Origin of the sequence: Escherichia sp. B1147, from assembly GCF_001660175.1 — a bacterium.
GTDB lineage: Bacteria > Pseudomonadota > Gammaproteobacteria > Enterobacterales > Enterobacteriaceae > Escherichia > Escherichia whittamii.
Genome location: NZ_LFHY01000007.1, coordinates 83,860 through 97,508 on the forward strand (window position 1 = coordinate 83,860; position 13,649 = coordinate 97,508).

A 13,649-nucleotide genomic window follows, 5' to 3' on the forward strand; every position below is an offset into this window, starting at 1 on the left:
ACTGTCAATAACACAGCAATCGCTATTTGCGCTTAATCCGCAGACCACCGCGGCAACAAGGAGTAAAGATGAGAACCGTTAAGGTATTTGAGGAAGCCTGGCCGTTACATACCCCGTTTGTTATTGCGCGAGGAAGCCGCAGTGAAGCGCGCGTTGTGGTGGTTGAACTGGAAGAAGAAGGCGTCAAAGGTACGGGAGAATGTACGCCTTATCCGCGCTATGGCGAAAGTGATGCCTCAGTTATGGCGCAAATAATGAGTGTGGTCCCACAACTGGAAAAAGGGCTGACGCGCGCAGAGTTGCAAAAAGTTCTGCCTGCGGGTGCGGCGCGTAATGCGCTGGATTGTGCACTGTGGGATCTTGCCGCACGACAACAGCAACAGACGCTGACTGAACTTATCGGTATATATCTTCCTGAAACGATCACCACTGCGCAGACCGTCGTGATCGGTACGCCGGATCAGATGGCAGGCAGTGCCGCAGCATTATGGCAGGCTGGTGCTAAATTGCTAAAAGTGAAGCTGGATAATCATCTTATCAGCGAGCGGATGGTGGCGATTCGCGCGGCAGTACCGGATGCGACGTTAATTGTTGATGCCAATGAATCCTGGCGTGCGGAAGGACTGGCGGCGCGATGCCAGTTGCTGGCCGATTTAGGCGTCGCAATGCTGGAGCAACCGCTTCCGGCTCAGGACGATGCGGCGCTGGAGAATTTTGTTCATCCATTACCCATTTGCGCAGATGAAAGTTGTCACACCCGCAGCAACCTGAAGGCGCTGAAAGGGCGCTATGAGATGGTTAATATCAAGCTTGATAAAACCGGTGGCCTGACGGAAGCATTGGCGCTGGCAACAGAAGCGCGTGCACAAGGTTTCAGCCTGATGTTGGGCTGCATGTTATGCACCTCACGCGCCATTAGCGCGGCGTTACCGTTGGTGCCGCAGGTCAGCTTCGCCGATCTCGACGGGCCGACCTGGCTGGCGGTAGATGTGGAACCGGCTCTCCAGTTTACGACCGGCGAATTGCATCTTTAGGATGCCAACGCAGTAAATTCGCCATCGCAAAAAGATATTTTTCGCTGGCTTCATCGGCGGAGATGGGCGGAAACTCGGCAGTGATACAGTGCAAGTTCAGATCAGCACACCAACTGCCAAAGGAACCGGGTGTGTCGTAGCCGACGCTGGTTACCAGCGGTAATTCAAATGCCTGGGCCAGCCATTCACCTAATTCACTGTGTCTGGGATCTTCAATACACGCCAGCGGATCGTGGAACGAGACGACCCAGGCGGGTTGAATGCGGTGAATGAGTTGGCATAACGCCTGGGTTTCAGGTTCGGAGCCGGGTTTATCTCCGGTCAGCAAGACAACGTCGCGCTCTTCGGCGGCACTGTTCCAGCGATATACCGTTTCTCCTTCCTTCCAGTTGGCGGCGGGAAAGTTCCTGTTTAAATCCACGCCATTGGCATTGGCCCGTAGACCCAACTGGCAACCGTCGGGATTCACACAGAGCACAACATGATGGCGGCGCAGAGACGGTGTTAATGTGCGTAATGCGCAGGAGAGGGCAACGACGGAAGAATTCTCATCGCCATGGGTACCTGCAAGAATCAAACCACTTTCGCTGCTGGCTGCATGGGCCGGAAACCAGAGCAGCGGCGCACCCAATAATGAACGTCCGTAATGTTCAGTTCCTGGGGGGAAAGCGCCCCGTTCGGCGCGTGGGCGGGTCACGGTCATAATCGTCTCTGACATTAGAAGTATTACAGGCAGTGTTGTGCAAATTTTGTGGATTATCAAATCCTTTTCGACAACGATATGTCATCGATCTTTTATCACTTTTTTACCGGAAGTTATTTGCATTTCTTCAAGGAGAAACAAATAATTACGCATCAATATTAACGTCGGTTTGAGGGTAACTTATGAAGCACGCTGTTTCAGTAACTTGTTGTGCGCTGTTAGTCAGCAGCATTTCTCTTTCGTATGCTGCTGATGTTCCGAGCGGCACAGTACTGGCAGACAAGCAGGAGCTGGTGCGTCATATTAAGGATGAACCTGCATCATTGGATCCCGCGAAAGCGGTTGGTTTGCCGGAAATTCAGGTGATTCGCGATTTGTTTGAAGGACTCGTGAATCAGAACGAAAAAGGGGAGATTGTCCCCGGCGTCGCCACCCAGTGGAAAAGCAATGACAACCGTATCTGGACCTTTACTCTGCGCGATGATGCTAAATGGGCAGATGGCACACCGGTTACAGCGCAGGATTTTGTCTATAGCTGGCAACGTCTGGTAGACCCGAAAACGTTGTCTCCATTTGCCTGGTTTGCCGCGTTGGCGGGGATAAACAACGCTCAGGCGATTATTGATGGTAAAGCCACTCCTGACCAACTTGGCGTCACTGCCGTTGATACCCATACCCTGAAAATCCAGCTTGATAAACCATTACCGTGGTTTGTTAATTTGACGGCCAATTTTGCCTTCTTCCCGGTGCAGAAAGCCAACGTTGAAAGCGGTAAAGATTGGACGAAACCGGGGAAACTTATCGGCAACGGCGCATATGTGCTTAAAGAACGCGTGGTGAATGAAAAGCTGGTGGTTGTACCGAATACCCATTATTGGGATAACGCAAAAACGGTGCTGCAAAAAGTGACTTTCCTGCCGATTAATCAGGAGTCCGCTGCCACGAAACGTTATCTTGCAGGTGACATTGATATCACTGAATCCTTCCCGAAAAATATGTATCAAAAGCTGTTGAAGGATATTCCTGGACAGGTTTATACGCCGCCGCAGTTGGGGACTTATTATTATGCCTTCAATACGCAAAAAGGGCCGACGGCAGATCAACGCGTCCGTCTGGCATTAAGTATGACGATTGATCGCCGCCTGATGACGGAAAAAGTATTGGGTACTGGTGAAAAACCAGCATGGCATTTTACGCCAGATGTTACCGCTGGATTTACGCCGGAACCTTCGCCGTTTGAACAAATGAGTCAGGAAGAACTGAACGCCCAGGCGAAAACATTGTTAAGCGCTGCCGGTTATGGACCCCAGAAGCCGTTGAAACTGACGCTGTTGTATAACACTTCAGAAAACCATCAGAAAATTGCGATTGCCGTAGCGTCGATGTGGAAAAAGAATCTTGGTGTGGATGTCAAATTGCAGAATCAGGAATGGAAAACCTATATCGATAGTCGTAACACCGGTAATTTTGATGTTATCCGCGCATCATGGGTTGGGGACTATAATGAACCGTCTACTTTCCTGACGCTGTTAACGTCAACGCACTCGGGAAATATTTCACGGTTTAATAATCCGGCATACGATAAAGTGCTGGCCCAGGCATCGACTGAAAATACCGTTGAAGCGCGCAATGCCGATTACAACGCGGCAGAGAAAATTCTCATAGAACAAGCGCCTATAGCACCGATTTACCAGTATACCAATGGGCGATTAATCAAACCGTGGTTGAAAGGTTATCCAATTAATAACCCGGAAGATGTGGCCTATAGCCGCACAATGTATATTGTGAAGCATTAATATGATGTCATCTGGCGCGTTTATGCGCGTCAGATTTAACAACCCCGATAAAATACCTTCTTTTTTAAAATCCCCCCTATAAAAAAGCACTCCCAAGATAATTATTTGATTTTTTCTGCCAATGTTCAGCATAAATAATAATCAAATATTTTATTTGAAAGGTGTATTACATACTCCCAATATAAGCTGTGCTTTACTTTTCTTTACAACGCAAGACGTATTGCTTTCCTTGTGAAAATTTTCATTCGCAAACAGACACACAGCTAAAATGGGGTGGTGAAATGAAAAAATCCTTAGCTATTCCTTTAGTTATCTCGTTATTACTCCTTCATTATCCTTCTTTAAGTCTGGCCGCAGAATCACTGCCCGATGCCACGTCGTTGGGGCTGGAAAACTTAACGAATGATCTCTCTCGACAAGAATTGTTTGTAAAAATACTGGAATCGGATCCTTCTCGTGATAAAGAGTTTGATTCCTTTGCTGTAAAAAAATATTTTAAATTTCCGGCTGATGTCGCTTACGATTCGGTATTGAATCAACCACGACCCAGTTCTTTATTTGGAGTGGATATCAGCCATCATAACGGTAAAAACTTCCCGATCGAACTGTTGGCAAAAAATAAGTCTGTGTTCTTGTATATGAAGTCCAGTCAAGGAACGCGTTATGTTGATCCTGAATTCGCCGGTTTTTGGCAGCGGGCTGGAGATACTGAGCGAGGGATAAAACTTCACCGTGGGGCCTACCACTTTCTTTCCAGTGGCACACCGGCAGACGACGCGGAATTGTGGGGACGCAAGCAGGCAATGACGTTTGTTAAAGTTATTAAAGCCAACGGTGGGTTAAGGGCGACAGATATGCCACCGGCGGTGGATGTTGAGTGGGATGTAGATTCATCAACGGGTAAGGACCGCTGGCAGAAGCGTAAACCCACTGAAATAATCACGATGATCAAAGCATTCACCGCGCAGGTAGAAGCCGATTTAGGGCGTAAACCGGTTATCTACACTGCGCGTGCGTGGTGGAAAGATGCCGTCGGAGGAGAAAAAAGTTTTGCCCAGGTTGCAGAACATAATCTGTGGCTGGCTGATTATTCTAATCAGGCACAGGCCAGCGAAACGCCGCGTTCAATTAACCAGACAAAATGGGCAATCTGGCAGTTTACTGATGCTGCGCAGCTTAATTTGGGATCAAGTAAGAAATTCGATGCCAGTATATACAAGGGCCCGACCGCTGAGTTTTATTCCACTCTGGGTGTGCAGGAGTTTTAAATCATGAACATGCGATGGCCAAATTTATGTAAAACGGTCCTGGGGCTGTTAATTGCAGGAATATCACTGGGGATGACTGATGTCCGCGCAGATGACATTTGCAAAAATGGGGCAATGGTCCCTGATGAATATTGTCATTTTTTTGTCCACTATGGGCCAGAGAACCCAGGGAAACTGGATATCCGGATCAGTGATGCGTTAAAAATACCCGATCAGGATGCAGCGAAAACTCGCTCCATCGGGTTGATTATTGCAATTTCAAAATATCCACTATTACATGCAGATATTCCGGCAGCCGCGGTGGATGGCCAAAGAATGGCTGATTTTCTTATCAACGGACAGAAGTTTGATGAGGTTATTTTACTGAGAGATCAGGAAGCTTCATTAGATAATATTAATTATTTTTTAAAGGAGTATTTACCTGCCAGAGGGACGATGTTTGATAAGAAAGCTCGCTTGTTAATTGCTTATTCAGGCCATGGTCGTTTTGGCACTCAAAATGGTAATTCTGATAAAGCACCTGCGTTTGTATTGAGCAACGCTACGGATATTGATGGTTCAAAAGGCATGTATGAAATGCCAGCTCTGAACACACAAATTAATATTCTGGCAAAGCGTTATTTCCATGTTCTGACTTTAGTCAATGCTTGCTTTGGTTCTGGCTTGTATGGCATGACTATCGGAGCGGGTAATTCTAACTCGTACACTAATCCTGGTGCGTATGCAATAGCTGCCGGCGATGATAAAACAGAGGTTTACTCACTGGAGGCAAAGCGCGGTAGTGTCTTTTTCGATACAATTATCAAAGGAGTAACGAATGGTGTTGCCGACGAACGTTTTGGTAAGTCGTATATGGTAAAGGTAGATGGAAAAAAGGAATACTATGCAGGAATAACCAGAACGTTGAGTTTATTTATCTATGTTAATGATCAATATTCAGATATTAATGAAAAACTGGATGAACAAGGTAAGGGATTACATTTAAGCGATGCCTGGATAGGTGCAACAGAAATGCCCGCGGGGCCTGGGGGATTCTTCTTCATCAATGAACCTGCGGCAAGTCGTCTGGATAATAAGACTCAGTTGGCTGCGGGTAAAGCAGGGGAGTTTACGAATATTGATGTGGCCTCATTCTCGATTGATAAGTCAGCCCCTGTTCCCGCAGATAATCAGGAAAAAGATAATAAATCGATTGAGATTCCTTATGGCCCCGTAAGTGCAATTCCCAACCGTCCTGACATTCGTATTTTTAAAACGCCAGAAATTTACCCGATTCACGGGCATGATATTTCTTCTAACGATGGTGAAATAGACTGGAAATTATTCCAGGAAAAATCGTTTGCGCGTTTTGTGTATGCGAGAGTGGTTGGCTGGAGAGGTCCCGATTCATCATTTAAGTCTCACTGGAAACAATTAGCAGATTCCAAATTTGACCGTGGAGGTTATTTCAAATTTGATTTTTGTCGCACACCTGAGGCGCAATTGGAAACGGCAAAAAGTCTCCTGCCCGCAGACCCGAAAATGTTGCCGCCCGGCATTTTATTGGTAAATCCTGAAGGTGAAGATACAACTCAATTAAACTGCTTTAAAAAATCGGGAATGTCTAATGCACGTAATGATATTTTGCGTTTTGCCGATTTAATCTACAAGAATTATCATAAAACGCCCATATTGTATGGTAATCATAATAACCTGTCACATTTCATGGATAGCCGATTCGAGCAGTATATGGTGTGGATGGGGTATTGGGGACAAGCTGGTGTGAAGCTTGAAGGGCGTAATCCCTGGACACTTTGGCAATATTCAGGGAATGAAACGGTGCCGGGGATCGGTCACAGTACAGAGTCGGAAGTTTTCTTTGGTACTGAGGAACAATATGCTCAGTTTAAAGCTGGCGAGAATAATGTCGCGCTGGCCGCTGTTAATTGAATAATAAATAAGACTGGATGGCGAATAAGCATATCGCCATCCAGTTTCTGCGGGTTGTTACTTCACCTGTTCTGGTAGTGTGTTATTCTCCATATACAACGTCTGGCTGGGGAAGGCAAAGTCCGCGCCATGCGACTGTACAATATCGATAATTTTCAAATATACGTCCTGCTGGGCGGCAAGCCATTCGGCCCAAACCGTGGTTTTAGTAAAGCAATAAACCATAATATTTAGCGATGAATCGGCAAATTGGTTGAAATAAACCAATAGAGTTTGCCGCTGGTCGATGGCGGGATGATTATTAAGCATTTCGCGTACCGCTTCGACAATAGCGCCCACTTTAGCCGCATCTTCATAACGTAAACCAATGGTCGTAGTAATACGACGGTTGGTCATTCGACCGGGGTTTTCTACGCTGATAGACGAAAACAGCGAGTTCGGCACATACAGCGGACGATGATCAAATGTGGTGATTTTAGTCATTCGCCAGCCAATTTCTGCCACCGTTCCTTCGATATTTCTGTCAGGAGAACGGATCCAGTCGCCAATGCTAAAGGGGCGATCAAAGTAGAGCATAATGCCGGAAAAGAAGTTGCTCAGAATATCCTTACCGGCCATACCCACTGCAAGACCACCAATTCCACCAAAAGTCAGCAAGCCAGAAAGGCTCATGCCGAAATGTTCGCCATAGAGCAGAACAATGACGACGATGATGCTGATTTTGATGATCCGCGACATAATCCGTGCACTGGTAATATCGCGGCCTTTTTTAATCTGCTGTTTTTCAAACTGATTGATTAGAAGGAATAACTTAACCGTCAGGATAAGCGCTATCAGGGACGTACAGATAAAATCAATAGCGTCCGGGGTGATAAATTTGAGTTTGTAGTTTTCAATGACATAATTAATGATGCTACCGACAGCACTGATAATTATGGTGTAGATTAAAAATTGCACTGCGTGGAATAAGAATCCTTTTCTGTTATGATTTCCACGGCGAAACCAAAAGCTCATAAGAATCAATGCTGCGCAGCTACCGAAAATAATGACCAGATTAAGCGCATTATTTGTAAACAGTTCAGCGATCATTGTTTTATCAGGCTCCTCCAGATTGTTGACGTCATGCCGGAAACCCCTGGCGGGGTTATTTTATCGCGATAATTCATGCATATCATCAATAGACAGGGAAGGAAGTAGCAACATTAGCGAATTTATCAACGAGTTGATGATATGTTACGCGACAATCTATTTCTTTCAGAGCAGACAACGTCAAAATGTCATGGTATTGTTACACGCAAGTAACAAAGAGTTTGTCTGCAAAAGGATTACATTATGATCATGGCGAAACTGAAGTCAGCGAAGGGAAGAAAGTTTCTCGTAGGTTTGTTGGCGGTTTTCATTATTGCGGCGTCGGTAGTGACTCGCGCGACTATTGGTGGTGTTATTGAACAATACAATATCCCGCTGTCCGAATGGACGACATCAATGTATGTGATTCAGTCGTCAATGATTTTTGTCTATAGCCTGGTCTTTACCGTGTTACTGGCAATCCCGCTGGGTATCTATTTCCTCGGTGGAGAGGACAAGTAAGTAAAAGAAAAGGCCCGTAACTACGGGCCTTGAAAGCAGGTGACGAACGATTAATCGTCGTCTTCGTCATCCAGTTCGACAGGTGTCTGGTATTGGTCGGGTTTAATCACCAGCAGGTCGCAGCGAAGATGATCAATCACTTGTTCCGCCGTATTGCCAAGGAATGCTGCAGAAATACCAGTACGTCCTACGGTTCCCAGAACCACAATGCCTGCCTGTAAATGCTCCGCTAAATCGGGAATCACTTCTTCCGGCAGACCTTTTTCGACATGCGTCATTTTCTCGTCAATGCCGAATTTCTGCCGCAGGGCTTTCATTGCCAGTAAATGTTGCCCGCGAATAGCATCGTTATAAACGCTTGGATCAAATTCCGGCAGTTCAATCGCAATATTGATGGGGGTTACTGGATAAGCTCCAACCAGATGTACCTCGGTGTGGTTGACCTGGTCCGCCAGCTCGATCGTCTCTTTCACCAGTTTTTCATTGAGCGCATTATGATACGGCTCTTCGCTGGCGAGATTGACCGCCACCAGCGCCTTACCTCCTTCCGGCCACGGCTGGTCTTTCACCATCCACACCGGGCTTGGGCATTTGCGTAACAGATGCCAGTCTGTTGGAGTAAAAATCACCGCTTCCAGGCGGTCATGTTGGTGCGCCATTTTTAGCACCAGATCGTGCCCACCGCTAAGTACTTCCTGAATGATGGCTTCGAAAGGGCGGTTATGCCAGACCACTTTAATTTCAATGGGAACGCCAGCGTTAAGATAGTATTTCGCCTGCTCGTGGATCCACGCAGTACGCTGACTAATGACGCCCTGACGCATGGCGGTCCGCTCGTCGGGTGAGAGCAGGGTAGTCATCTCGTATGAGAAGTCATAAATAGGCAAAAAGGCTTTAATTTTGCCACCAATCCGTTGATGCAAATAAACAGCTCGCCGTAATGCGGGTTGATCGTCCTGGTTAGGATCGATAACAACAAGCATGTTCTGATACATAGCCATACAGAGTCTCCTTACAACAACTGTCAATGCAGTTTGTATTAAAAGAGTAACCCAGATCTGGTGAATGAAACAGTGATGAACCTTCTGCCAGATCAATAAATGAGAAAAATTTAATGATATGACAGAAGGATAGTGAGTTATGCGGAAAAATCAGGCGACGTTGCGTGTATGACCGGCTAGTTGGGCCAGCGCATCGTTATTTTCGATGGTGATATATTTACCTTTGACTGCCAGCATGCCGCTTTTCTGGAAGCGCCCCAGCAGACGGCTGATGGTTTCTACCGTCAGGCCCAGATAGTTACCGATATCGCCACGAGTCATCGTCAGGCGGAATTCACGAGGGGAGAAGCCGCGTTGGGCAAAACGACGGGACAGATTGTAGATAAATGCAGCCAGACGTTCTTCGGCATTTTTCTTCGACAACAGCAGGATCATGTCCTGATCGCCTTTAATTTCGCCGCTCATCAGACGCATCATCTGTTGGCGCAGATTTGGCATTTTACCAGACAGATCGTCCAGCGTTTCGAATGGAATTTCACACACCATCGAGGTTTCAAGTGCCTGGGCGAAGCTTGGATGATGACCGCTGCCTATGGCATCGAAACCCACCAGATCGCCTGCTAAATGAAAGCCAGTGATTTGCTCGTCGCCTTGCTCTGTAATGGTATAACTTTTAATCGTACCGGAGCGGATGGCATAAAGCGATTTAAGTTCATCACCAGCCTTAAACAGCGTCTGGCCTTTCTGAATAGGCTTCTTTCGCTCGATGATATTATCAAGCTGATCAAGCTCATGTTCGTTGAGTGTGAACGGGATGCAAAGCTGACTGATGCTGCAATCCTGGCAATGGATAGCACAACCGCCAGACTGAATGCGCCGTATAATTCGCTTTTCCGGGATCATAGGTCTGCTCAAGCCGTAATTGATATTTGTCAATTTTAACATCTTTTTAGGGAGCAAGTAAGTCTAAGCAAACCTTAACAGCAGAGAATTCCGATAATAGATGTAAATTTATACCTATCTAATTGAAAAACCTTAGATTGTTAATGATGACTTTACGTAAAAGTGTGAACAAGCAGGCACAAATTGCTTAATGTTTACAGTAAAAGATAACCTTCATGGCGCAATAACCACTCTTTTCGCTGCACTCCGCCTGCATATCCTGTCATTGTGCCGTTTCGGCCAATGACCCGGTGGCAAGGCACTACAATACTGATCGGGTTTGCACCGTTGGCTGCGCCGACGGCACGCGCGGCCCCTGGGCGGCCTAGTTGTTCTGCCAGTTGACCGTAATGCATTACCTGTCCACACGGGATAGTGCGTAGCGTTTTCCATACTTCCCGCTGAAATGGCGTGCCGCCGGTGGCAGTGGGTAGGGAATCAATAATGCTTAGATTACCGGCAAAATAATCACGAAGTTTATCGCTTAACCCACCGGGATTGGTGGCAGAAATACGCTCATAACCTTCTTTGCGATAATGGATGTCCAACAGTTGCACCATGCGATCGCTATACTCTTCCCACTCAACCGCCCGCAGACGAAATTGTTCATCGCAAATAATCCATAGAGGACCCAGTGGCGTGGCAATTTTTTCTTCAAGTAATCTCAGCATCCGTTCTCTCTTAAGATAAATGTGGGTAAACCCCCGGACTAATCAGCTGACCGACAAGATACCACGCAAGCAACATTAGCAGCCATACCACAAGAAGATAAGAGGGTACGGTAAGACTAATGAATAGTAGGTACCTGGATTCGCTTCCGGTTTTATCGATAGTGCTGAAGTGGATTTCCGGGCTAAATGCGTCTGCCGCTTCGTTACTTCTCCCGACACCGGCGAAAATGTAGTTTTCTGCAATGCAAACAAATGAATAAAAAATAGAGTCTGTCGACATCCGCCAGACTCTACAGTACACACAGCAGTGCATCCGCGTCTTGAATCCGGCCTGTTTCCTGTCAGCCGGTGACAGTGTTATAACGGTTTTGCCCATCAGTTGCCAATTTTCTTCAGTGACAGATTTCACGAAAATATAAGTTAAACCGTTCATCTCGTGATTGAATAATCATGCATCGTTAATCGACTGGTGAATTTAGCGGGTGATTAACCTGTGCGGCGTTTGAACATATTGTCGAATGACTTGCTTAAGTATATTTCAGGCGAAGTGCAACGAATTACCTTCATCATATATTGGTTCTGTGATGGACAAGTCGCCTTAATTAGGGCCTGTGCAGGCTCACTCCCGGCCTAAACTGTTCGATACTGCAACCTGGCTGGTATAAAATGCCCCGCCTGCGGGGGACACTTGCCGGTATGGAGCAAAATGTTGTTTCAACTTACGAAGTGAACGATGCAGCAAGTATCAGATGTATGAACGATTAACCCGTCTGAATCACGACGTGCGAAGGTACATAGGAGGTTACATGAACCTTGACGACAAATCGCTGTTTCTTGACGCCATGGAAGATGTCCAACCACTGAAACGCGCTACTGATGTCCACTGGCATCCTGTGCGTAACCAACGTGCGCCGCAGCGTATAGACACGCTGCAACTTGATAATTTCCTCACCACGGGATTTCTCGATATTATCCCGCTAAATCAGCCACTGGAGTTTCGTCGGGAAGGCTTACAACATGGGGTGCTCGATAAGCTACGCAGCGGCAAATATCCGCAACAGGCTAGCCTGAATTTACTACGCCAGTCGGTAGAAGAGTGCCGCAAAATGGTGTTTAGTTTTATTCATCAGGCGCGGGCGGATGGTTTGCGCAATGTACTTATCATTCACGGCAAAGGCAGAGATGATAAATCTCATGCCAACATTGTCCGTAGTTATGTTGCACGCTGGCTGACAGAGTTTGATGACGTACAGGCTTATTGCACCGCGCTACCGCATCATGGCGGCAGCGGAGCGTGTTACGTTGCACTGCGTAAAACAGCGCAGGCGAAACAAGAAAACTGGGAGCGTCACGCTAAACGCAGTCGATAATTCATTGACGCTTCCGCGCTATTGAAAATATCAAGCCGCCAGTACGCGGTTGCGTCCGTCATTTTTCGCCCGATACAACGCATCATCTACGCGTTTAAACAGTTCATCGATGCCTTCATTGCCTTCGTGATGTGCCACGCCAATGCTGACCGTAAAGCGCGGTAAACCAGAAATACTCACTTTTGCCACGCTCAATCGGATAGTTTCAGCGAGAGAAATTGCGGTATCCAGCGGAGTTCTTGGTAATAATAAGACGAACTCTTCACCTCCCCATCGAAACACCATATCGCCTTTGCGAGCGCAGCTTTCGAGCGTACGCGCCAGTGTGCATAAAACTTCATCACCTTTCTGGTGACCGTACAGGTCATTGATATGCTTAAAACGATCGGTGTCGATAAGCAACAAACTGTAATCCTGAGCGATTGCGAGATGCTGCATCTGGCCTTGCTCGGTGATGTCATAAAATTGTCGGCGGTTAAGCAACCCCGTCAATGCGTCATGGTGAGCAGCGTGCTCCAGCTGCTGTTCCAGCCTTTTTTGCTCGGTAATATCATGCACGATGCACAACATTAACTTGTCGCCATAAATCTCAATTGGCCCGGCATAAGTTTGCACATGACGAGTAGAGCCATCTGCCAGCTTATGGACAAAGTTAAGTGGTTTATGCCCGCCGGGTAAACGCGAAATTTCATGCATGACAGGCATCACACGGCGCCCAAGAATATTAATTTCCCAGGTGTGTTTCTGACAGATTGTTTCATGGTTATAGCCATAGAAATTGAGTGCGGCCACATTGGCGTCGACAATTTGGCCATCACGCGAGGGATCTATCAACAGCATTGGCGCGGAGTTAGTCAGAAAAAAGCGCGCATAAAACCCTTGTTTTTTACGCTGATAATTTGCAGAGCGGCTGGCTTTTAAGCCCAGACTCGCGGGTGTCTCCATTCCTTCAAATATAATCACTTCCCCATAATCACTCATCTCTTTAAGGGTCAACCGACAGCTTAATGCTGTCTCTTCACCATTACGATTGACCGTGAGAATTTCTACAATATCGAGTTGGTTACGCAGGTCTACGAGATATTTTGGTAGTTCGTTTTGGGAGGAGACGGAATAGAGGCCGGTTCGTAGCTGACTAAAAGTGAGTTCTTGCATCAACAGTTGTGCTGCGCTATTAGCATAAATTAACCGTTCTTCGAAGGGTGAAACGATCCAGACAGGACTGGTTAATAAGTCCAGGGTACTGAAGTTGTGCGTAGTCATTGAAATCCCGTTATTTTTATCAATTTTCTGTTGTTATCTGATCGAAAAAATGCCACGACAAATGATCAGATAATTCTGATAA

General features: G+C 46.6%; 12 protein-coding genes and 1 pseudogene. 6 read left to right on the forward strand and 7 right to left on the reverse strand.

What is annotated here, in order from left to right; translation table 11 throughout:
• Nucleotides 1–68 precede the first annotated feature (68 nt).
• Nucleotides 69–1,034, forward strand: a complete 966-nt coding sequence (gene ycjG / locus A9180_RS06785; protein ID WP_064527319.1) for an L-Ala-D/L-Glu epimerase — start codon at nucleotides 69–71, stop codon at nucleotides 1,032–1,034.
• On the opposite strand, the gene mpaA is transcribed toward ycjG, so the two are convergent.
• Nucleotides 1,009–1,737 (reverse strand): murein tripeptide amidase MpaA, encoded by a 729-nt coding sequence (gene mpaA / locus A9180_RS06790; protein ID WP_064527321.1) that lies wholly within the window; start codon nucleotides 1,735–1,737, stop codon nucleotides 1,009–1,011. The two genes, ycjG and mpaA, sit on opposite strands and share 26 nt — an antisense overlap.
• 182 nt (nucleotides 1,738–1,919) lie before the next feature.
• On the opposite strand from mpaA, the gene mppA reads away from it, so the two are divergent.
• From mppA to A9180_RS06805, 3 genes are all read left to right on the forward strand, one after another.
• Nucleotides 1,920–3,533: a murein tripeptide ABC transporter substrate-binding protein MppA gene (gene mppA, locus A9180_RS06795; protein WP_064527323.1), complete on the forward strand. Its 1,614-nt coding sequence runs from the start codon at nucleotides 1,920–1,922 to the stop codon at nucleotides 3,531–3,533.
• Nucleotides 3,534–3,814: 281 nt separating this feature from the next.
• Nucleotides 3,815–4,801: a glycoside hydrolase family 25 protein gene (locus A9180_RS06800; protein ID WP_064527325.1), complete on the forward strand. Its 987-nt coding sequence runs from the start codon at nucleotides 3,815–3,817 to the stop codon at nucleotides 4,799–4,801.
• A gap of 3 nt (nucleotides 4,802–4,804) precedes the next feature.
• Nucleotides 4,805–6,730, forward strand: a complete 1,926-nt coding sequence (locus A9180_RS06805; RefSeq protein WP_064527327.1) for a GH25 family lysozyme — start codon at nucleotides 4,805–4,807, stop codon at nucleotides 6,728–6,730.
• Nucleotides 6,731–6,787: 57 nt separating this feature from the next.
• Here A9180_RS06805 and ynaI read toward each other — a convergent pair whose 3' ends face one another.
• Nucleotides 6,788–7,819 carry a low conductance mechanosensitive channel YnaI gene (gene ynaI / locus A9180_RS06810; protein ID WP_064527329.1) on the reverse strand — a complete coding sequence of 344 codons (1,032 nt, stop codon included), beginning with the start codon at nucleotides 7,817–7,819 and terminating at the stop codon, nucleotides 6,788–6,790.
• 243 nt (nucleotides 7,820–8,062) lie between these two features.
• Between ynaI and A9180_RS06815 the strand changes: the two genes are divergently transcribed.
• Nucleotides 8,063–8,320 (forward strand): DUF2534 family protein, encoded by a 258-nt coding sequence (locus tag A9180_RS06815; RefSeq protein WP_064527331.1) that lies wholly within the window; start codon nucleotides 8,063–8,065, stop codon nucleotides 8,318–8,320.
• Between the two features lie 50 nt (nucleotides 8,321–8,370).
• Here the strand turns inward: A9180_RS06815 and uspE are convergent, their stop codons facing one another.
• The 4 genes and pseudogenes from uspE to A9180_RS24520 form a co-directional block, all read right to left on the reverse strand.
• Entirely contained in the window at nucleotides 8,371–9,321 is a 951-nt protein-coding gene (gene uspE, locus A9180_RS06820; protein WP_064527333.1) for a universal stress protein UspE, read from the reverse strand.
• Between the two features lie 150 nt (nucleotides 9,322–9,471).
• The gene (gene fnr, locus A9180_RS06825) at nucleotides 9,472–10,224 is read right to left on the reverse strand and encodes a fumarate/nitrate reduction transcriptional regulator Fnr (RefSeq protein ID WP_000611911.1); all 753 of its coding nucleotides are present in this window, start codon (nucleotides 10,222–10,224) and stop codon (nucleotides 9,472–9,474) included.
• Between the two features lie 194 nt (nucleotides 10,225–10,418).
• Nucleotides 10,419–10,934: a methylated-DNA--[protein]-cysteine S-methyltransferase gene (gene ogt, locus A9180_RS06830; RefSeq protein ID WP_064527339.1), complete on the reverse strand. Its 516-nt coding sequence runs from the start codon at nucleotides 10,932–10,934 to the stop codon at nucleotides 10,419–10,421.
• Nucleotides 10,935–10,944: 10 nt separating this feature from the next.
• Nucleotides 10,945–11,087: pseudogene (locus A9180_RS24520) on the reverse strand (AbgT family transporter); the annotation flags it as partial.
• A 653-nt stretch (nucleotides 11,088–11,740) separates the two neighbouring features.
• On the opposite strand from A9180_RS24520, the gene smrA reads away from it, so the two are divergent.
• Nucleotides 11,741–12,304 carry a DNA endonuclease SmrA gene (gene smrA / locus A9180_RS06845; RefSeq protein ID WP_064527341.1) on the forward strand — a complete coding sequence of 188 codons (564 nt, stop codon included), beginning with the start codon at nucleotides 11,741–11,743 and terminating at the stop codon, nucleotides 12,302–12,304.
• Between the two features lie 30 nt (nucleotides 12,305–12,334).
• On the opposite strand, the gene A9180_RS06850 is transcribed toward smrA, so the two are convergent.
• Nucleotides 12,335–13,567, reverse strand: coding sequence for a sensor domain-containing diguanylate cyclase (locus tag A9180_RS06850; protein WP_064527343.1), 1,233 nt, complete (start codon nucleotides 13,565–13,567; stop codon nucleotides 12,335–12,337).
• Nucleotides 13,568–13,649 lie beyond the last annotated feature (82 nt).